Annotated in this window: 16 protein-coding genes; 11 read left to right on the plus strand and 5 right to left on the minus strand. The window is 57.2% G+C overall.

Annotation, left to right across the window (positions count from 1 at the left end):
• Positions 1–33 precede the first annotated feature (33 nt).
• Positions 34–288 carry a YkgJ family cysteine cluster protein gene (locus OSH03_RS07510; RefSeq protein WP_028013872.1) on the plus strand — a complete coding sequence of 85 codons (255 nt, stop codon included), beginning with the start codon at positions 34–36 and terminating at the stop codon, positions 286–288.
• On the opposite strand, the gene setB is transcribed toward OSH03_RS07510, so the two are convergent.
• Positions 285–1,466 carry a sugar efflux transporter SetB gene (gene setB / locus OSH03_RS07515; protein WP_266178717.1) on the minus strand — a complete coding sequence of 394 codons (1,182 nt, stop codon included), beginning with the start codon at positions 1,464–1,466 and terminating at the stop codon, positions 285–287. The two genes, OSH03_RS07510 and setB, sit on opposite strands and share 4 nt — an antisense overlap.
• A gap of 361 nt (positions 1,467–1,827) precedes the next feature.
• Between setB and fruB the strand changes: the two genes are divergently transcribed.
• The 3 genes from fruB to fruA are packed head-to-tail and all read left to right on the plus strand — an operon-like array spanning position 1,828 to position 5,598.
• A complete protein-coding gene (fruB, locus tag OSH03_RS07520) occupies positions 1,828–2,958 on the plus strand; it encodes a fused PTS fructose transporter subunit IIA/HPr protein (protein ID WP_266178718.1) in 1,131 nt (376 codons plus the stop codon).
• On the plus strand, positions 2,958–3,896 hold the full coding sequence (gene fruK, locus OSH03_RS07525; protein WP_010433510.1) for a 1-phosphofructokinase: 939 nt from the start codon (positions 2,958–2,960) through the stop codon (positions 3,894–3,896). The genes fruB and fruK overlap by 1 nt, the downstream gene beginning before the upstream one ends.
• A 16-nt stretch (positions 3,897–3,912) precedes the next feature.
• Entirely contained in the window at positions 3,913–5,598 is a 1,686-nt protein-coding gene (fruA, locus tag OSH03_RS07530; RefSeq protein ID WP_266178719.1) for a PTS fructose transporter subunit IIBC, read from the plus strand.
• 44 nt (positions 5,599–5,642) lie between these two features.
• On the opposite strand, the gene nfo is transcribed toward fruA, so the two are convergent.
• Positions 5,643–6,500: a deoxyribonuclease IV gene (nfo, locus tag OSH03_RS07535; RefSeq protein WP_266178720.1), complete on the minus strand. Its 858-nt coding sequence runs from the start codon at positions 6,498–6,500 to the stop codon at positions 5,643–5,645.
• A 64-nt stretch (positions 6,501–6,564) separates the two neighbouring features.
• Positions 6,565–7,611 carry a YeiH family protein gene (locus OSH03_RS07540; protein WP_061097613.1) on the minus strand — a complete coding sequence of 349 codons (1,047 nt, stop codon included), beginning with the start codon at positions 7,609–7,611 and terminating at the stop codon, positions 6,565–6,567.
• Positions 7,612–7,708: 97 nt separating this feature from the next.
• Between OSH03_RS07540 and yieE the strand changes: the two genes are divergently transcribed.
• A complete protein-coding gene (gene yieE / locus OSH03_RS07545) occupies positions 7,709–8,575 on the plus strand; it encodes a DNA-binding transcriptional regulator YeiE (RefSeq protein ID WP_266178721.1) in 867 nt (288 codons plus the stop codon).
• A 157-nt stretch (positions 8,576–8,732) separates the two neighbouring features.
• Positions 8,733–10,202: an amino acid permease gene (locus tag OSH03_RS07550; protein ID WP_061097614.1), complete on the plus strand. Its 1,470-nt coding sequence runs from the start codon at positions 8,733–8,735 to the stop codon at positions 10,200–10,202.
• A gap of 54 nt (positions 10,203–10,256) precedes the next feature.
• On the opposite strand, the gene OSH03_RS07555 is transcribed toward OSH03_RS07550, so the two are convergent.
• Entirely contained in the window at positions 10,257–12,242 is a 1,986-nt protein-coding gene (locus tag OSH03_RS07555) for a ligand-gated channel protein (RefSeq protein ID WP_266178722.1), read from the minus strand.
• 269 nt (positions 12,243–12,511) lie between these two features.
• The gene (gene fghA, locus OSH03_RS07560) at positions 12,512–13,339 is read right to left on the minus strand and encodes an S-formylglutathione hydrolase (RefSeq protein WP_266178723.1); all 828 of its coding nucleotides are present in this window, start codon (positions 13,337–13,339) and stop codon (positions 12,512–12,514) included.
• A 138-nt stretch (positions 13,340–13,477) separates the two neighbouring features.
• Between fghA and OSH03_RS07565 the strand changes: the two genes are divergently transcribed.
• The 5 genes from OSH03_RS07565 (at position 13,478) to mglB (ending at position 19,044) form a co-directional block, all read left to right on the plus strand.
• Positions 13,478–14,626: a YbfB/YjiJ family MFS transporter gene (locus tag OSH03_RS07565; protein WP_266178724.1), complete on the plus strand. Its 1,149-nt coding sequence runs from the start codon at positions 13,478–13,480 to the stop codon at positions 14,624–14,626.
• A 102-nt stretch (positions 14,627–14,728) separates the two neighbouring features.
• Positions 14,729–15,397, plus strand: coding sequence for a GTP cyclohydrolase I FolE (gene folE, locus OSH03_RS07570; RefSeq protein WP_023330924.1), 669 nt, complete (start codon positions 14,729–14,731; stop codon positions 15,395–15,397).
• An 18-nt stretch (positions 15,398–15,415) separates the two neighbouring features.
• Entirely contained in the window at positions 15,416–16,573 is a 1,158-nt protein-coding gene (yeiB, locus tag OSH03_RS07575) for a DUF418 domain-containing protein YeiB (protein WP_266178725.1), read from the plus strand.
• A 155-nt stretch (positions 16,574–16,728) separates the two neighbouring features.
• Positions 16,729–17,751 (plus strand): HTH-type transcriptional regulator GalS, encoded by a 1,023-nt coding sequence (gene galS / locus OSH03_RS07580; RefSeq protein WP_061097619.1) that lies wholly within the window; start codon positions 16,729–16,731, stop codon positions 17,749–17,751.
• A gap of 294 nt (positions 17,752–18,045) precedes the next feature.
• A complete protein-coding gene (gene mglB, locus OSH03_RS07585) occupies positions 18,046–19,044 on the plus strand; it encodes a galactose/glucose ABC transporter substrate-binding protein MglB (protein WP_008500923.1) in 999 nt (332 codons plus the stop codon).
• Positions 19,045–19,060: the final 16 nt, after the last annotated feature.

Raw genomic sequence — 19,060 nt, forward strand, 5'->3', positions numbered from 1 at the left:
ACTGTACGGGCGTTCGCCACTGAGAGAGCATGTATGGATTGTCGTCCAGATTGCGGCGCGTGCTGTACCGCTCCGTCCATTTCAAGCCCCATTCCAGGCATGCCTGAAGGCAAGCCCGCCAATACCCGCTGCGTTCAGCTCTCTGAATCCAACCTGTGTATGATCTTTGAGTCTCCCCTGCGCCCGAAGGTCTGTTCCGGGCTTCAGCCATCAGCTGAAATGTGCGGCAGCACGCGCGCACAGGCGATGACCTGGCTGCTTGAGCTGGAAGCGCTCACCGCGCCTTAAACGTCTTTGATCCTCGCCAGGCAGCCCATCGTCAGCGTACACATCACCAGCGCAATCCAGAACACCGTGTGATAGTTCCAGATCTCGGCAACGATACCGGCCATTGAGCCCGCGATAATCCAGCCCACGCGGGTGGTATTAGTATAAAGGGTGGTGGCGGCACCTGCCTGACCCGGCATCAGATCCTGGAAGTAGAGCATGCCAATTCCCGCCAGGATGCCGATATAAACGGCGTTCAGCAGCTGTAAAGCAAGAAGCAGGGCTGGCGTATGGACCGTCAGCATGCCAACGTAGAACAGCAGCCCGGCGACGGCCGCAATGCGCATTAAAAAACGTTTCCCGAACCGCTTCGCATAATAGCCTGCAATCAGCATGGTCGGGATCTCAAGACCTGCGGCGGTGCCCATCATAATGCCCGCCAGCTTCTCCGGCAGGTGTAGCTCATCAATAATAAACAGCGGCATGTTGATGATATAGAGGCTGTTGGTGCCCCACATCAGCGTGCAGATAACAAACAGGAGCAGGGCGTCGCGGCGGTTACGACGCGGCGCTTCCAGCACGCCCGTTGCCACCTTGGGCTCTTTGCGCATTGACGGCAGAAAGAACCACACCAGCGCGCCGCACGCCACAAACGCGACCGCCGCGCTCAGGTACATCACCGTAAAGCCAAACCCCATCGCCAGCGCGTAGGCCAGCGGCGGGCCAATCACCCATGCCAGCGACACCTGAGCGCGCAATATCGAGCTGAACATCACCGCTTCCCGCCCGGTATGGTCGGCATGCTCACGGGCGAGGGCAAACAGCTGCGGGTTGGCGGTTGAGCCAAAGCTGCTCAGAAAAACCCCGATGAACAGCAGAACGAAATAGTTACGGTTCCAGGCAAACAGGACGCAGGCCAGCACCCCCAGCAGACAGCAGAAAACGATCAGGCTTTTACGATCGCCTTTGCGGTCGGAACGACCGGCGAGAAACTGGCTGACGAGAATGCCAATGATGGCGCTACCCGTAAAAAAGAAGCCAACCATCGCCGGACGGGCGTGAACTTCGTTGGTCAGGAACAGGCTCAGCGTCGGGGTTTGCAACGCACCGGCGATGCCCGTGAAGAAGGCAACAATCAGGAACGCCGTTGACGTCAAATCAAAGGGCTTTGGCGCGGTGGCCGCAGGGGTGTTATGCATGTTTTATAATTAGCGAATAACAGAGAGGGGCGGAGTTTACGCCGTTAGCTAAAAAATAAACAGTGGGTGAAGTCAATTACCCCACGAAAAATCAAAATGGCATTTCAACTTACGTCCCACCTGGCTGAACTTAGCTGAAACTGGTTTGCTGAAGTTCAGCAAAATTCAGCTGAACGCAGAAGAAATGTGCAGTATCTCTAAATTCTGATATCGGAAACACGACTTTTCTTGCAAGCCATTGCAGAAAGCGCAAGACTTTTTGAAACGTTTCAGCGCTATCTTGTTTTAACAAACGGAGCAGGCTAGCGTATTTTTTCTCATGTAAGCTGAAACGATTCACTTTCAGCAGGAGAGGAGAACCATGTTCCAGTTATCTGTTCAGGATATTCAGCCGGGCGCTCAGGCCGGAGATAAAGAAGAGGCCATCCGTCAGGTTGCCGCTGCCCTTGTGCAGGCGGGTAACGTCGCGGACGGCTACGTAAACGGTATGCTGGCGCGCGAGCAGCAGACCTCCACCTTCCTCGGCAATGGCATTGCCATTCCGCACGGCACAACCGACACCCGCGACCAGGTGCTGAAAACCGGCGTGAAGGTTTATCAGTTCCCGCAGGGCGTGCTCTGGGGCGACGGCCAGGTGGCTTATGTCGCTATCGGTATCGCGGCCAGCAGCGACGAACATTTGGGCCTGCTGCGTCAGCTGACGCATGTTCTGAGCGATGACTCCGTGGCGGAACAGTTGAAGTCTGCAACCACTGCTGAAGAGCTGCGTGCGTTGCTGATGGGCGAAAAACAGAGTGAAGCGCTGAAGCTGGATAACGACACGCTGACGCTGGATGTTGTGGCCTCCGACCTGGTCACGCTGCAGGCGCTGAACGCGGGCCGCCTGAAAGAAGCGGGTGCCGCTGATGCCACCTTTGTGACGCGCGTGATTAACGATAAGCCGCTGAATCTTGGCCAGGGCATCTGGCTGAACGACAGCGCAGAAGGCAACCTGCGCAGCGCGATTGCAGTGAGCCGCGCGGCCACCGCGTTCGACGTTGAGGGCGAGACAGCAGCCATGCTGGTGACCGTGGCGATGAACGATGAACAGCCGGTTTCGGTGCTGAAGCGTCTGGGCGATCTGCTGCTGAACAATAAAGCTGAAAAACTGCTGAACGCCGATGCGGCGACCGTGCTGGCGCTACTGACCAGCGACGACGCGCTGACGGACGATGTGCTGAACGCCGAGTTCGTGGTGCGTAACGAACACGGCCTGCATGCCCGTCCGGGCACCATGCTGGTCAACACCATTAAACAATTTGAAAGCGAGATTACCGTGACCAACCTGGATGGTTCGGGCAAACCGGCCAACGGCCGTAGCCTGATGAAAGTCGTCGCGCTGGGCGTGAAGAAAGGCAATCGTCTGCGCTTCACCGCGCAGGGTGCAGATGCTGAGCAGGCGCTGAAAGCAATTGGCGACGCCATCGCGGCAGGTCTGGGGGAGGGCGCATAATGAGCAGACGTGTTGCGACTATTACGCTGAACCCGGCTTATGACCTGGTGGGATTTTGCCCGGAAATTGAGCGCGGCGAAGTCAACCTCGTGCGTACCACTGGCCTGCATGCTGCGGGCAAAGGGATTAACGTCGCGAAGGTGCTTAAGGATCTCGGTATCGACGTCACCGTGGGCGGATTCCTCGGTAAAGATAACCAGGATGGCTTCCAGCAGCTGTTCAGCGAGCTGGGCATTGCCAACCGTTTTCAGGTTGTGCAGGGCCGCACCCGCATCAACGTTAAGCTGACCGAGAAAGACGGTGAAGTGACCGATCTTAACTTCTCCGGTTTCGAAGTGACGCCTGCTGACTGGGAACGCTTTGTGACCGACTCCCTGACCTGGCTGGGCCAGTTCGATATGGTGTGCGTCAGCGGCAGCCTGCCGTCCGGCGTCAGCCCGGAAGCGTTTACCGACTGGATGACGCGCCTGCGCAGCCAGTGCCCGTGCATTATCTTCGACAGCAGCCGCGATGCGCTGGTGGCGGGCCTGAAAGCCTCTCCGTGGCTGGTTAAGCCTAACCGCCGCGAGCTGGAGATCTGGGCAGGCCGCAAGCTGCCGGAATTAAAAGATGTGATTGAGGCCGCCCATGCGCTGCGCGAGCAGGGTATTGCTCACGTGGTGATCTCGCTGGGTGCAGAAGGGGCGTTGTGGGTTAACGCTTCAGGTGAATGGATTGCCAAACCGCCGTCAATGGAAGTAGTGAGCACCGTTGGCGCAGGGGATTCTATGGTTGGCGGCCTGATTTACGGCCTGCTGATGCGTGAATCCAGTGAACATACGTTACGTCTTGCCACCGCCGTTGCAGCCCTGGCCGTGAGCCAGAGCAATGTCGGTATTACCGATCGTACCCAGTTAGCCGCGATGATGGCGCGCGTTGACTTAAAACCTTTTAACTAACAGCAGGAGAGGAATAATGAAAACGCTGCTGATCATTGACTCCGGTCTCGGACAGGCTCGCGCCTACATGGCGAAGACCCTGCTGGGCGCGGCGGCACAAAAAGCACACCTGGACATCATTGATAACCCAGGCGATGCCGAGCTGGCGATTGTCCTGGGCGATAAAATCCCCGCTGACAGCGCGCTGAACGGCAAAAAAGTGTGGCTGGGCGATATTAATCGCGCGGTGGCACACCCGGAACTGTTCCTGAGCGAAGCGAAAGGTCACGCGACCGTCTACAGCGCGCCTGTAGCGGCGGCTCCGGCTGCGGCCTCGGGTCCGAAACGCGTTGTTGCGGTCACGGCCTGCCCGACGGGCGTGGCGCACACCTTTATGGCGGCAGAAGCCATTGAAACCGAAGCGAAAAAACGCGGCTGGTGGGTGAAGGTTGAAACCCGTGGCTCCGTGGGTGCGGGCAATGCCATTACGCCGGAAGAGGTCGCTGAGGCCGATCTGGTGATTGTGGCGGCAGATATTGAAGTGGATCTGGCGAAGTTTGCCGGTAAGCCGATGTACCGCACCTCTACCGGCCTGGCGCTGAAAAAGACCGCGCAGGAGTTTGATAAGGCGCTGGTGGAAGCCAAGCCGTATCAGGCGACCGGCGCAGCGAAAACCCCGACCGAAGGGAAAAAAGAGTCTGCGGGCGCGTATCGTCACCTGCTGACCGGTGTCTCCTACATGCTGCCGATGGTGGTGGCTGGCGGCCTGTGTATTGCGCTCTCCTTCGCCTTCGGTATTGAAGCGTTTAAAGAGCAGGGCACGCTGGCGGCGGCGTTAATGCAGATTGGCGGCGGCTCCGCCTTCGCCCTGATGGTGCCGGTACTGGCGGGCTTTATCGCCTTCTCTATTGCTGACCGTCCGGGTCTGACCCCGGGTCTTATCGGCGGTATGCTGGCGGTGAGCACCGGCTCCGGCTTTATCGGCGGTATCATCGCCGGTTTCCTCGCAGGTTACGTCGCGAAACTGATCAGCTCTAAGCTGAAGCTGCCGCAGAGTATGGAAGCGCTGAAGCCAATCCTGATCATTCCGCTGATCTCCAGCCTGGTGGTCGGTCTGGCGATGATTTACCTGATTGGTAAGCCGGTTGCGGGCATCCTGGCGGGTCTGACCCACTGGCTGCAAACCATGGGCACGGCGAACGCGGTGCTGCTGGGCGCAATCCTCGGCGGCATGATGTGTACCGACATGGGTGGCCCGGTGAACAAAGCGGCATACGCGTTTGGCGTAGGCCTGCTGAGTACCCAGACCTACGCGCCGATGGCGGCGATCATGGCGGCCGGTATGGTGCCACCGCTGGCGCTTGGCCTGGCGACGATTATTGCCCGTCGTAAGTTCGACAAAGCGCAGCAGGAAGGCGGTAAAGCGGCGCTGGTGCTGGGCCTGTGCTTCATCACCGAAGGTGCGATTCCGTTCGCGGCGCGTGACCCAATGCGTGTTCTGCCGTGCTGTATCGTCGGCGGCGCGGTAACGGGCGCCATCTCCATGGCGATTGGCGCGAAGCTGATGGCGCCGCACGGCGGTCTGTTTGTACTGCTGATCCCTGGCGCCATCACCCCGGTACTGGGCTATCTGCTGGCGATTATTGCCGGTACGCTGGTGGCGGGTCTGTCTTACGCGGTGCTGAAACGTCCGGAAGCGGAAGTTGTGGCAAAAGCAGCGTAAGCGAAGCAACAAAAAAGCCGGGTGCTAATGCGACCCGGCTTTTTTTATGCCGCCTGTTCAGCGGTTTGCTGCGCCTTCAGCCAGGCAATCTCTTCCGCCCAGATATCCGGATTGATGGTTTCCAGCACCATCGGAATACCGTCGAAGCGCGCGTCCTGCATAATAAAGCGGAACGCATCGTGGCCGATATTGCCTTCGCCCAGGCTGTGGTGGCGGTCAACGCGGCTGCCGAACGCGCTTTTCGCATCGTTCAGGTGCATGCCGCGCAGATACTTAAAGCCGACAATTCGCTCAAACTCATCAAACGTGTTTTTCGTTGCCTCGGTGGTGCGCAGGTCGTACCCGGCCGCAAACGCGTGGCAGGTATCAATGCATACGCCCACGCGGGATTTATCTTCCACGCCGTCAATAATTGCCGCCAGATGTTCGAACTTAAAGCCGAGGTTGCTGCCCTGACCGGCGGTGTTTTCAATCACTGCGGTGACGCCTTTGGTCTTATCCAGCGTCATGTTGATGGATTCGGCGATGCGCGCCAGACAGGCATCTTCGTCAATCTGCATCAGATGACTACCCGGATGGAAGTTCAGCAGCGTCAGCCCGAGCTGTTCGCAGCGCTGCACTTCATCAAGGAACGCCTCGCGGGATTTATCCAGCGCTTCCTGAACCGGATGCCCGAGGTTAATCAGATAGCTGTCGTGGGGAAGGATCTGGCCCGGCCCGTAATGGTATTTTTCACAGGCGGCTTTGAAATCGTCAATCACGTCGGCGGTGAGCGGCGCGGCGCGCCACTGGCGCTGGTTTTTGGTGAACAGGGCGAAAGCGGTCGCCTCGATTTCGGCAGCGCGAATGGCGGCATTCGCAAGGCCACCGGCAGCGCTGACGTGCGCTCCAACGTATTTCATAAAAAAACTCCTGTTAACCCGAAACGCTTATGATAGCGGGTTAACAGGAGAAGGACGAGATGGTTTATGCCATCAGGCTGTGCACGGCGAGGTTAATCGCGCCGCCGCCGACAATCAGCCAGATGAAGAGCACCAGCGCCATCAGCAGCGGCTTCGCACCGGCTTTTTTCAGCGCGCTGACGTGCGTGGTCACCCCCAGCGCCGCCATCGCCATCGCCAGCAGTACGGTATCCAGCGTCACCAGCATCTCCACTACCGCTTTCGGCAGCAGGTGGAAGGAGTTAAAGATAGCGACCACGATGAACAGGATCGCAAACCACGGAATGGTGATTTTGCTTTTCTCGCTGCCGCCAGCCGGTGCCAGCTGTTTAACCCGCGCCGCGAGGAAAATCAGGAAAGGCGCCAGCATCATCACGCGCAGCATTTTGGCAATGACCGCCGCGTTTTCCGCTTCCGGATTGATGGCGTGACCTGCCGCCACCACCTGCGCCACTTCGTGCATGGTCGAACCAATATAGATGCCGTAGGTTTCCGGGCTAAACCAGTGCGCCACCAGCGGATACATCGCAGGATAAAGGAAGATCGCCAGCGTACCGAAGATAACCACCGTCGCGACTGCCACCGTCACTTTACTGGCTTCGGCTTTAACGACCGGTTCCGTCGCCAGCACCGCGGCCGCACCGCAGATGCTGCTGCCTGCGCCGATCAGCCAGCTGGTTTGCTTGTCCAGGCCAAAGATCTTCTGACCGATAAAGCACGCCAGTAAAAAGGTGCTGGAGAGCGTCAGGACGTCTATGGCAATCCCGCTGACGCCCACGTCCGCAATCTGCGAAAAGGTGAGGCGGAAGCCGTAAAGAATAATCCCGAGGCGCAGTAAATGTTGTTTGGCGAAAATGACGCCCCCGTCGCAGGATTTCCAGATGTGCGGGTAAACGGTATTCCCGACCACCATGCCGAGCAAAATGGCCAGCGTTAACGCGCTGAACCCTGCACCGGCCACTGCCGGAATACTGCCGCCCCATAAGGCCACGCCGGTGACGACGGCGCTGAGCGCGAGACCCGGCACGAAGTGCCACACTGTACGATGATGATGTAAGGTGATTTCTGACATAACCTTCTCCTTTGTCTGGCTAAAGGTTACGGCGCTCTGGCTTAAAAATAAAATTGATTATATATTTATAATTAATCTCTATAAGTGGTAAGAAACCATGCACATTACATTGCGTCAGCTGGAAGTGTTTGCCGAGGTGCTGAAAAGCGGCTCGACGACCCAGGCGTCACAAATGCTGGCGCTCTCGCAGTCTGCCGTCAGCGCGGCGTTGACCGATCTCGAAGGCCAGCTGGGCGTCCAGCTGTTCGACAGAGTAGGGAAGCGACTGGTGGTCAACGAACATGGGCGCCTGCTTTACCCGCGCGCGCTGGCGCTGTTGGAGCAGGCTATTGAAATCGAGCAGCTGTTCCGCGAGGACAACGGCGCGATCCGCGTGTTTGCCAGCAGCACCATCGGAAACTACATCCTGCCGGAAGTGATAGCGCGCTACCGCCGGGATTTCCCGACCCTGCCGCTGGATATGAGCGTGGGCAACAGCCAGGACGTGATCAACGCGGTGATCGATTTCCGCGTGGATATCGGTCTTATTGAAGGTCCTTGCCACAACGTCGATATCATTGCCGAGCCATGGCTGGAGGATGAGCTGGTGGTGTTTGCGTCTCCGGCCTCGTCGTTATTGCAGGGCGAGGTGACGCTGGAGCGGCTGGCGCAGGCGCAGTGGATCCTCCGCGAGCAGGGTTCCGGCACGCGTGAGATTGTCGACTACCTGCTGCTGTCGCATCTGCCGCATTTCCAGCTGGGAATGGAGCTGGGGAACTCAGAGGCGATTAAGCACGCGGTGCGTCATGGCCTGGGCATCAGCTGTCTTTCCCGGCGGGTGATTGCCGAACAGCTGGAGACCGGATCGCTGGTGGAAATCCCCGTTCCGCTGCCGAAGCTGGTGCGCACGCTGTGGTGCATTCACCATCGTCAGAAACACCTGTCCAGTTCGCTGCAGCGTTTTCTGCGCTACTGCGAAATGTAAAAGCGCCCCTCACCCCTGGGTGAGGGGAAAAAATAATGCGTTACTTATAATCCTGGCCGAGTCATGAAGCTCTCTTATAACAGGGTATTTCTGCCGGAAGGAACGCAGATCGTCTGCTACAATCGCGCCTCATTTATTAAATGGACAGCATTTTCACATGGTTTCAGAAACTAAAACCACAGAAGCGCCCACGCTACGTCGTGAACTCAAGGCGCGTCACCTGACGATGATCGCCATTGGCGGCTCAATCGGTACAGGTCTTTTCGTTGCCTCTGGCGCAACGATTTCGGCAGCCGGCCCGGGTGGGGCATTATTCTCTTATATCCTGATTGGCCTGATGGTTTACTTCCTGATGACCAGTCTGGGCGAACTGGCGGCATACATGCCGGTGTCAGGTTCGTTTTCGACCTACGGACAAAAATATGTTGAGGAAGGCTTCGGCTTCGCGCTGGGCTGGAACTACTGGTACAACTGGGCCGTGACCATCGCCGTGGATCTCGTCGCCGCGCAGCTGGTGATGACCTGGTGGTTCCCGGACACGCCGGGCTGGATCTGGAGCGCGCTGTTCCTGGCCGTCATCTTCCTGCTGAACTACATCTCCGTGCGCGGCTTTGGCGAAGCGGAATACTGGTTCTCTTTGATCAAAGTGGCAACCGTCATCATCTTTATCGTCGTCGGCGTGGCGATGATCGTGGGTATTTTCAAAGGGGCTGAACCTGCGGGCTGGAGCAACTGGACGATAGGCGATGCGCCGTTTGCCGGGGGCTTCTCGGCGATGATTGGCGTGGCGATGATTGTCGGCTTCTCCTTCCAGGGCACCGAGCTGATTGGTATCGCGGCCGGTGAATCCGAAAACCCGGAGAAGAACATTCCGCGCGCGGTGCGTCAGGTGTTCTGGCGTATCCTGCTGTTCTACGTGTTCGCTATTTTGATTATCAGCCTGATCATTCCGTATACCGATCCAAGCCTGCTGCGTAACGACGTGAAAGACATCAGCGTCAGCCCGTTCACCCTGGTCTTCCAGCATGCGGGCCTGCTCTCAGCGGCGGCGGTAATGAACGCGGTGATCCTGACGGCGGTGCTGTCGGCGGGTAACTCCGGCATGTACGCATCCACCCGTATGCTTTACACCCTGGCCTGCGACGGCAAAGCGCCGCGCATTTTCTCAAAACTGTCCCGCGGCGGCGTACCGCGCAACGCGCTGTATGCCACCACGGTCATTGCGGGCCTGTGCTTCCTGACCTCCATGTTTGGCAACCAGACGGTCTACCTGTGGCTGCTGAATACCTCAGGGATGACGGGCTTTATCGCCTGGCTGGGCATCGCCATCAGCCACTACCGTTTCCGTCGCGGCTACGTTATGCAGGGGCACGATCTCAATAACCTGCCGTACCGTTCTGGCTTCTTCCCGCTGGGGCCGATTTTTGCCTTCATTCTGTGCCTGATTATTACCCTGGGACAGAACTATGAAGCTTTCCTTGCGGACACCATTGACTGGGGCGCCGTTACGGCCACCTACATTGGTATTCCGCTGTTCCTGGTCATCTGGTTTGGCTACAAACTGACGAAAGGAACCCGCTTCGTTCGCTACAGTGAAATGGATTTCCCGGAACGATTTAAACAATAACCGCACTTCCTCTCTTTCAGCCCGCTCACTCGAGCGGGCTTTTTTATGGGCAGATCAGAAACTGTAGGTCATGCCGACGGTATAGCGACGGCCATCCAGCACGGTGTCATACGTATCGTAATCAATCTGCTTATCGAGCACGTTATACACACCGGCAGTAACCAGCAGGTTTTTGTTGGCGTTGTAGCGCATACCGACATCAACCTGAGTGTAGGACGGCGTACCCTGGGACATTGACGTGCGGCTCAGGTACTCAGACGTTTTACCGCGCAGGTTCAGACGGCTCCAGAATCCGACGTCGGGCGTCGCCTGCCAGTCCAGGGTGGTGTTAAACATGTGTTTCGGCATTTTGTTCAGTGGCTTGCCGGAGAACTGGCCGCTCTTCTGCTCGGACTCTGTATAGGTGTAGTTTGCAGTCCAGTTCACATCACGCGTGATCTTCCACCCGAAGGAGGACTCCACGCCGCGCATGTTGGCTTTGTCCACGTTGACGCGATCGCTGACGAAATCATAGCTGTGATCGCCAATCGTACAGGCGGGATCGGCGCTGCTGTTACAGCGGCGAACTTCCGTAATCTTGTCCTTGAAGTCGGTATTAAACAGCGTCACACCGGCATTAAGGTTATCGTTATTATCCCAGAGCAGGGCGAGCTCTTCGCTCAGGCTCTTCTCTGGTTTCAGATCCGGATTGCCGACGATGATACCGTCAAGACGGCCGCCACCTGTCACCTGGCCCCAGCTGGCAGACGACTGACGCAGATCCGGCGCACGATAGCCAGCAGAAACCCCGCCTTTTAACGTCCACTGATCGGCCAGGTGCCATACGCCGTAACCGCGCGGCGTCCAGTTAGTACCGTAGTTTTGGTCTTTGTCCATACGCAGGCCGCCGGTCAGCGTAAAGCTTTCCGTCATTGACCATTCATCTTCGGCAAACAGGGCCCAGCTCCAGCGCGTCAGTTTGTTCAGGCCGTCAGCAGCTTCCAGCTGATTACCGTTGTCGCGCAGTTTCTCATAGCGATACTGCCCGCCGAGGGTCAACGTATGATCGCCGAGGAAAATCTGGTTCTGGTTGTTGAAGGTGGTGTTATAGGAGCGCATTTCGCGACCTGGATTATTGGTCTCTTCCTGCTGGATATAGCTGGTGGTATTGAAGTCGTCGTAATACCCGCTGTGGGTTAACGAGTAGGTGGTGTGCTCATAGCGCGAGTCGCTTTTGGTATTTGGCGTACAGGTTGTTCCCCGGCAGGTTTCAGCCGCTTTCGACATCCCCGGGGTGCTGTTTCTGTCCTGAAGCTCGCGAGCAAAGTCGAGGTCGAAATCGTTCTTCTCGTCCGGCGTGAAGTTCAGCGTAATGCCACCGTTACGCATTTTTTGCTCGTTATAGCCGTTCACGATTTTATCTTCTGCGCGGCGTGACAACAGCCCCGTCACTTTTGCGCCCAGCAGTCCGTCGATCAGGGGACCAGAAGCGTAGGCGTTGGTCTGGAAGATATCGCCGGAATCATGGTTTTCCTGGAAGGTCGCATCGCCATGCAACGAACCGGTCCAGGCTTTGGTGTTCGAGACTTTTTTGGTAATGACGTTAATTACGCCACCCATAGCATCGGAGCCGTAAAGCGAGGACATCGGGCCGCGGATGACCTCGATGCGCTCAATGGACTCCAGCGGCGGCAGCCAGCCTTGTTCAATACCCGAGTTGTCGCTGTTGGGGCGGGTGCTTCGCGTACTGACGCGTTTGCCGTTCACCAGGAACAGGGTGTACTGAGAGGCCATGCCGCGAATACTGATATCACTGCTGCTCCCGCCGCCAGTGACGACAACGCCCGGGACATCTCTCAGGGCATCGGTAACATCACGGTAGGCTTTATCTTCAATCTGCTGTTTTGAAATCACAGAGATGGAGGCGGGGGCATTCTGGATTTTTTGTTCAAAACCCGTCGCGGTGACGACAACGGTGTCCTGATCGGCTGCGTGAACGAAGGGGGAACATGTGGCAGCGCCAATGGTGACGGCCAGGAGCTTAATGCGTGGTATTGTCATTTGTACATTCCGTATAAAAATGAATAAAACTCCATCGGGATAACCCTGAGAACTGTATGCTTTTGTCTTGTAAGAACTCTTTGAGATGGAGAAGAGCCTGGAATTGTACAAAAGAATGTATAATTGTAAACACAAATGATAATTGAAATCATTTGTGTTTGAGTGAGGGCGACAGAAAACAGGCTGGATTCAAGCGGATAGAAGTATGTAAAGATGGGGGAGGGGAAAGACCCGGTAGGCAGAAGGCGCTACCGGGCAAAAGGCGGAACTTACCCAAACAAATGCTCCGCATGGAAGCGGAGATGATCCTCAATAAAGGACGCCATAAAGTAATAGCTGTGATCGTATCCCGGCTGAATGCGCAGCGTCAGCGGCCAGTCCTTCTGGCGCGCCGCCTCAGCCAAAACCGCAGGCTGTAGCTGTCCGGCGAGGAACTGATCCGCATCGCCCTGATCGATAAGCATCGGGATCGCGCTCGCTGAATCGCTTGCCAGCATCAGCGCGCAGCTGTCCCATTCCTGCCATTTCTCGGCATCCTCACCCAGATAGTTTGTGAAAGCTTTTTGCCCCCACGGCACCTGCGTTGGGTTCACAATCGGCGCGAACGCAGAGACGCTGGTGTATTTCCCCGGGTTTTTCAGCGCCATGATAAGCGCCCCGTGCCCGCCCATGGAGTGCCCGCTGATGGCGCAGCGGTCGCTCACCGCAAATTCGGCCTTAATCAGCGCAGGCAGCTCGTCGCGAATGTAGTCATACATGCGGTAATGGCTCGCCCACGGCTGTTCGGTGGCGTTGAGATAAAATCCGGCGCCTTTACCTAAATCGTACCCGGCATCGTCCGCCACATCATCGCCGCGCGGGCTGGTGTCGGGCATTACAAGCGCAATGCCCAGTTCGGCCGCAATACGCTGTGCGCCCGCTTTGGTAGTGAAGTTTTCGTCGTTACACGTCAGGCCTGAAAGCCAGAACAGAACCGGCGGATTTTCCGTCGGCGGCAGGAAAATGCTGAACGTCATGGCGCAGTTCAGCGTGGTGGAGTCGTGCCGCCAGCGCTGCTGTCGACCTTCAAAACAACGGTGCTCTTCGAGCAGTTCCATGCAGGGCTCCTTAATGAGAATAGCTATTCATTAGAGCCATAATACAGCGTTTTCATTTACCTGTGAGCAACTTTCACTTTCGCGGAACGGCGAGATGCTGCATCATAAATTTACTTTTCTTTAACAATTGGAGCGATCATGGCGCTGCGTATTGCGCTTAGTGGGTTTGTCGTTCTGGTGGTTGCGATGGGGATAGGGCGCTTCGCCTTCACGCCTCAGGTGCCGCTGATGATTGCCGCCGGGCAACTCACGCTCACCAGCGCGGGTCTGGTGGCGGCGATGAATTATCTGGGCTATCTGGTGGGCGCATGGGATGCCATGCGGGCGCACCGCTTTGTTGAAACGCGACTCTGGCTCGGCATCATGGGCGCGGTTGCGTTGACCCTGCTCTCCGCCGCGGCGGATAACGCCGTTGTGCACGGCCTGCTGCGCTTTGTGATTGGCTGCATGAGCGGCTGGTCAATGGTGCTGATTGCCGCCTGGAGCAACGAGCGGCTGGGGCAGCTGGGTAAACCGGGGCTCAGTGCCGCCGTGTTTGCCGGACCAGGGGCAGGTATCGCTCTGAGCGGCCTGCTCGCGGTCTATATTCAGGCGAAATCCCTTTCGGCCGGTGCGGCGTGGCAAATCTACGGCGTGCTGGCGCTGGTACTGGTTGCGCTGGTGGCGCGCTATCTGCCGCGTTCCGGGCAGCTTCATCGACCCGGCACCGCGCCAGAGCCGCTGGTGCTGACGACGGATTTAAAGCTCCTGGTCTGGAGCTACAGCCTGGCGGGATTTGGCTATATCCTCCCGGCGACATTCCTGTCGCAAATGGCGGCGGTGCGCTTTCCCGGCAGCCTGTTTGCCCAGTTTGTCTGGCCGATTTTTGGTGCCGCCGCCGTGGTCGGCATTGCGCTCAGCATTCTTTTGCGCCACACCTCAACGGCTAACCGCAGGCTGGCCATCGTGCTGTGGTTACAGGGCGCTGGCGTGCTGGCGGCCTGGCTGCTGCCGGGCATTGGCGGTTTGCTGACGGGCGGGCTGCTGGTGGGCGGCGGGTTCCTGTGCGCGGTGCAGCTCTCTCTTTTATACGGCCGCGAGCTGGCGCCGAACCACACGCGCTATATGGCGGGGCTGCTCACCACCGGGTATGCCATCGGGCAATTGGTGGGGCCGGTGACCTCGGCGTTATCAACCTGGCTAACCCACCGGCTGGAGCCTGCGCTGGGGCTGGCTGGCGTTGCGCTGTTTGTCGCGGGTGCCCTGGTCTGGAATCGCCACGCTGAAAGGCAACAGCAATTGCAATAATTATCGTCGTGAATACTGGATTATGTGCGTCGCCTCACGCACAATGAGCGCATACTTTTGCCACAACGAGGGCAAAAGACGCCACACCTGCAGGAGAACAAAATGTCATCACTCAGTAAAGAAGCTGCCCTGGTCCACGAAGCCCTGCTCGCGCGCGGTCTTGAAACGCCACTGCGTCCGCCCGTTCAGGATATGGACAATGAAACCCGTAAGAGTCTGATTTCCGGGCATATGACCGAGATCATGCAACTGCTGAATCTCGATCTGAGCGATGACAGCCTGATGGAGACGCCCAAGCGTATCGCGAAAATGTACGTTGACGAAATTTTCTCCGGACTGGATTACGCCAACTTCCCGAAAATTACCGTCATCGAAAACAAGATGAAGGTGGATGAGATGGTGACGGTCCGTGACATTACGCTGACCAGCACCTGCGAACACCATTTCGTGACCATCGACGGTAAAGCGACCGTGGCGTATATCCCGAAAGACACGGTGATTGGCCTGTCGAAGATCAACCGTATTGTGCAGTTCTTCGCGCAGCGCCCTCAGGTGCAGGAGCGTCTGACGCAGCAGATCCTGATCGCGCTGCAAACGCTGCTGGGCACCAATAACGTGGCGGTTTCCATCGACGCGGTGCACTACTGCGTGAAAGCGCGCGGCGTGCGTGATGCAACCAGCGCGACCACCACCACCTCGCTGGGCGGCCTGTTTAAATCAAGCCAGAACACCCGCCAGGAGTTCCTGCGCGCCGTGCGTCACCACAACTAATCAGACAGGGCAGGGACCATGGAGCGAAACGTCACGCTCGATTTTGTTCGCGGCGTCGCCATACTGGGTATCCTGCTGCTGAATATCAGCGCCTTCGGTCTGCCGAAGGCCGCTTATCTCAATCCCGCCTGGTACGGCGACATCACCCGAAGCGATGCCTGGACGTGGGCGATCCTTGACCTGTTTGCCCAGGTTAAATTCCTCACGCTGTTTGCGCTGCTGTTTGGCGCGGGCCTGCAGCTTCTGCTCAAACGCGGCACGCGCTGGATCCAGTCGCGCTTAACGCTGTTGGTCATCCTAGGGTTCATTCACGGCCTGTTCTTCTGGGACGGTGATATTCTTCTCGCTTATGGGTTAGTCGGGCTGATCTGCTGGCGGCTGATTCGCGACGCGCACAGCGTGAAAAGCCTGTTTAACACCGGCGTAATGCTCTATTTCATGGGGCTCGGCGTCCTGCTTTTGCTGGGGCTGATCTCCGGTGACGCGACCAATCGTTCCTGGATCCCGGATGCCGCTAACCTGCAGTACGAGCAGTACTGGAAGCTGAAGGGCGGTACGGAGGCGATAAGCAACCGTGCGGATATGCTGGGGGATAACCTCCTTGCGCTGGGCGCGCAATACGGCTGGCAGCTGGCGGGCATGATGCTGATGGGCGCGTCGCTGATGCGCACCGGCTGGCTGAAAGGGGAATTCAGCCTGCGTCACTACCGCCGCACCGGCGCGGGGCTGGTTCTGCTGGGCGTGCTGATTAACCTTCCGGCGGTGATTGCGCAGTGGCACCTTCACTGGGATTACCGCTGGTGCGCGTTTCTGCTGCAGGTGCCGCGTGAATTGAGCGCGCCGTTCCAGACCATCGGCTATGCGGCGCTGATCTATGGCTTCTGGCCGCAGCTTTCTCGTCTGTGGATCGTCAGCGCCGTTGCCTGCGTCGGGCGGATGGCGTTAAGCAATTACCTCCTGCAAACGCTGATCTGTACCACGCTTTTCTATCGCTTTGGCCTGTTTATGAAATTCGACCGCCTCGGGCTGCTGGCGTTTGTTATTCCGGTCTGGGTAGTAAACCTGGCGTTTTCTGTCATCTGGCTGCGTTATTTCCGCCAGGGGCCGCTGGAGTGGGCATGGCGTCAGTTAACCGCACATGCTTCAGGGGTATCATTGAGTAATACATCCAGATAACGATCTGGATCACAATCATTAACAAAACGGATGTAAGCGTTTTCATGAGTGTGACTTTCTTCACGTAGTCCCCTTTCTCTCGCTGCCAAAATAGCCACCTTGCTAAACACAGGGGGTGTCTGTGAGTTGCTGCAATTCTTTGAAGGATGGTGAATATGATCACCATTCGTGACGTCGCCCGTCTGGCGGGCGTTTCTGTGGCCACCGTCTCCCGCGTGCTGAACAATAGCGCGCTGGTTAGCCCTGAAACCCGTGAAACCGTAATGAAAGCCGTGACCCAGCTAGGGTACCGGCCAAATGCCAACGCGCAGGCGCTTGCAACGCAGGTCAGCGATACCATCGGCGTGGTGGTCATGGATGTCTCGGACGCCTTTTTCGGTGCGCTGGTGAAAGCGGTCGATGTGGTCGCCCAGCAGCATCAGAAATACGTGCTGATTGGCAACAGCTATCACGAGGCCGAAAAGGAGCGCTATGCCATAGAAGTGCTGATCCGCCAGCGCTGCAACGCCCTGATTGTCCACTCAAAAGCCTTAAGCGATGAAGAGCTGGCCGGGTTTATGGAGCAGATCCCGGGCATGGTGCTGATCAACCGCATCGTCCCGGGCTATGCCCACCGCTGCGTCGGGCTGGATAACGTCAGCGGCGCCATGATGGCCACCAAAATGCTCATCAATAACGGCCATCAGCGGATCGGCTATCTGGCCTCCAGCCATCAAATTGAAGATGACGCGTTGCGGCGTGAGGGGTGGCAAAACGCCCTGAAAGAGCACGGCATTACGCCATCAGAAAGCTGGATCGGCACCGGAACGCCGGACATGCAGGGCGGTGAGGCGGCAATGGTCGAACTGCTGGGCCGCAACCTGCAGCTTTCTGCGGTGTTTGCCTATAACGACAGCATGGCCGCGGGCGCGCTGACTGCGCTGAAGGATAACGGCATTGCGGTGCCACAGCATTTGTCATTGATTGGTTTCGATGATATTCCGATTGCCCGTTACACCGACCCGCAGCTGACTACGGTGCGCTATCCCATTGCTTCTATGGCAAAACTGGCGACCGAGCTGGCGCTACAGGGGGCAGCAGGGCTGCTGGATCCGGGGGCTACGCACTGCTTCATGCCGACGCTGGTGCGTCGTCATTCCGTTGCCGCCCGGCAAATTGTGGTTCCGATCACTAACTGATTACATCAGGTGATGTAACCGTTTTCAATCTGTGAGTAAATTCACAGTATCTTAACAAGGCGCTGACTATGATGTCAGCGTTTTAGGGGCTGAAACGCTATGTAACGGTGATTATTCGCTTTCACTATAGCCAATGTGCCGCAAACAACGAATAAAACGCATTTCTGGAGCGTTACCGACCACGGAAGATAGAAATTTTATAAGTGAGCGTCGGCTGTCAGTAACGTTTTATTAACACCTGCCTGCCGATCGTTATTCACAAGAACTACCCTGCATAAAAAAACCGGAGATACCATGAATAAGAAGGTGTTGACCCTGTCTGCTGTAATGGCAAGCATGCTTTTTGGTGCAGCAGCGCACGCTGCGGATACCCGTATTGGTGTGACCATCTATAAATACGACGACAACTTCATGTCTGTTGTGCGTAAAGCAATTGAGAAAGATGCGAAAGCAGCGCCAGACGTACAGCTGCTGATGAACGACTCCCAGAACGACCAGTCCAAACAGAACGACCAGATCGACGTTCTGCTGGCAAAAGGCGTTAAGGCCCTGGCAATCAACCTGGTTGACCCGGCTGCAGCAGGCACGGTTATTGAGAAAGCGCGCGGCCAGAACGTGCCAATCGTCTTCTTCAACAAAGAACCTTCCCGTAAAGCGCTGGACAGCTATGACAAAGCGTATTACGTCGGTACCGACTCTAAAGAGTCCGGCATTATTCAGGGCGATCTGATCGCGAAACACTGGGCGGCGAACCCGAACTGGGACCTGAACAAAGACGGTCAGATCCAGTTCGTGCTGCTGAAAGGCGAGCCTGGCCACCCGGATGCTGAAGCGCGTACCACCTATGTTATCAAAGAGCTGAACGACAAAGGCCTGAAAACCCAGCAGCTGGCGTTAGATACCGCGATGTGGGACACCGCTCAGGCGAAAGATAAGATGGACGCGTGGCTGTCTGGCCCGAACGCGAACAAAATCGAAGTGGTCATTGCTAACAACGATGCGATGGCAATGGGCGCGGTTGAAGCGCTGAAAGCCCACAATAAATCGTCCATCCCGGTATTTGGCGTGGATGCTCTGCCTGAAGCGCTGGCGCTGGTTAAATCTGGCGCGATGGCCGGTACCGTTCTGAACGATGCCAACAACCAGGCGAAAGCGACCTTCGATCTGGCGAAAAACCTCGCCGACGGTAAAGGCGCGGCGGATGGCACCAATTGGAAAATTGACAACAAAATCGTTCGCGTGCCTTACGTGGGCGTAGACCAGTCCAACCTGGCTGAGTTTATCGGTAAATAAGATCTTTGTTTTGTCT

It is taken from the genome of Enterobacter nematophilus (genome assembly GCF_026344075.1).
GTDB lineage: Bacteria > Pseudomonadota > Gammaproteobacteria > Enterobacterales > Enterobacteriaceae > Enterobacter > Enterobacter nematophilus.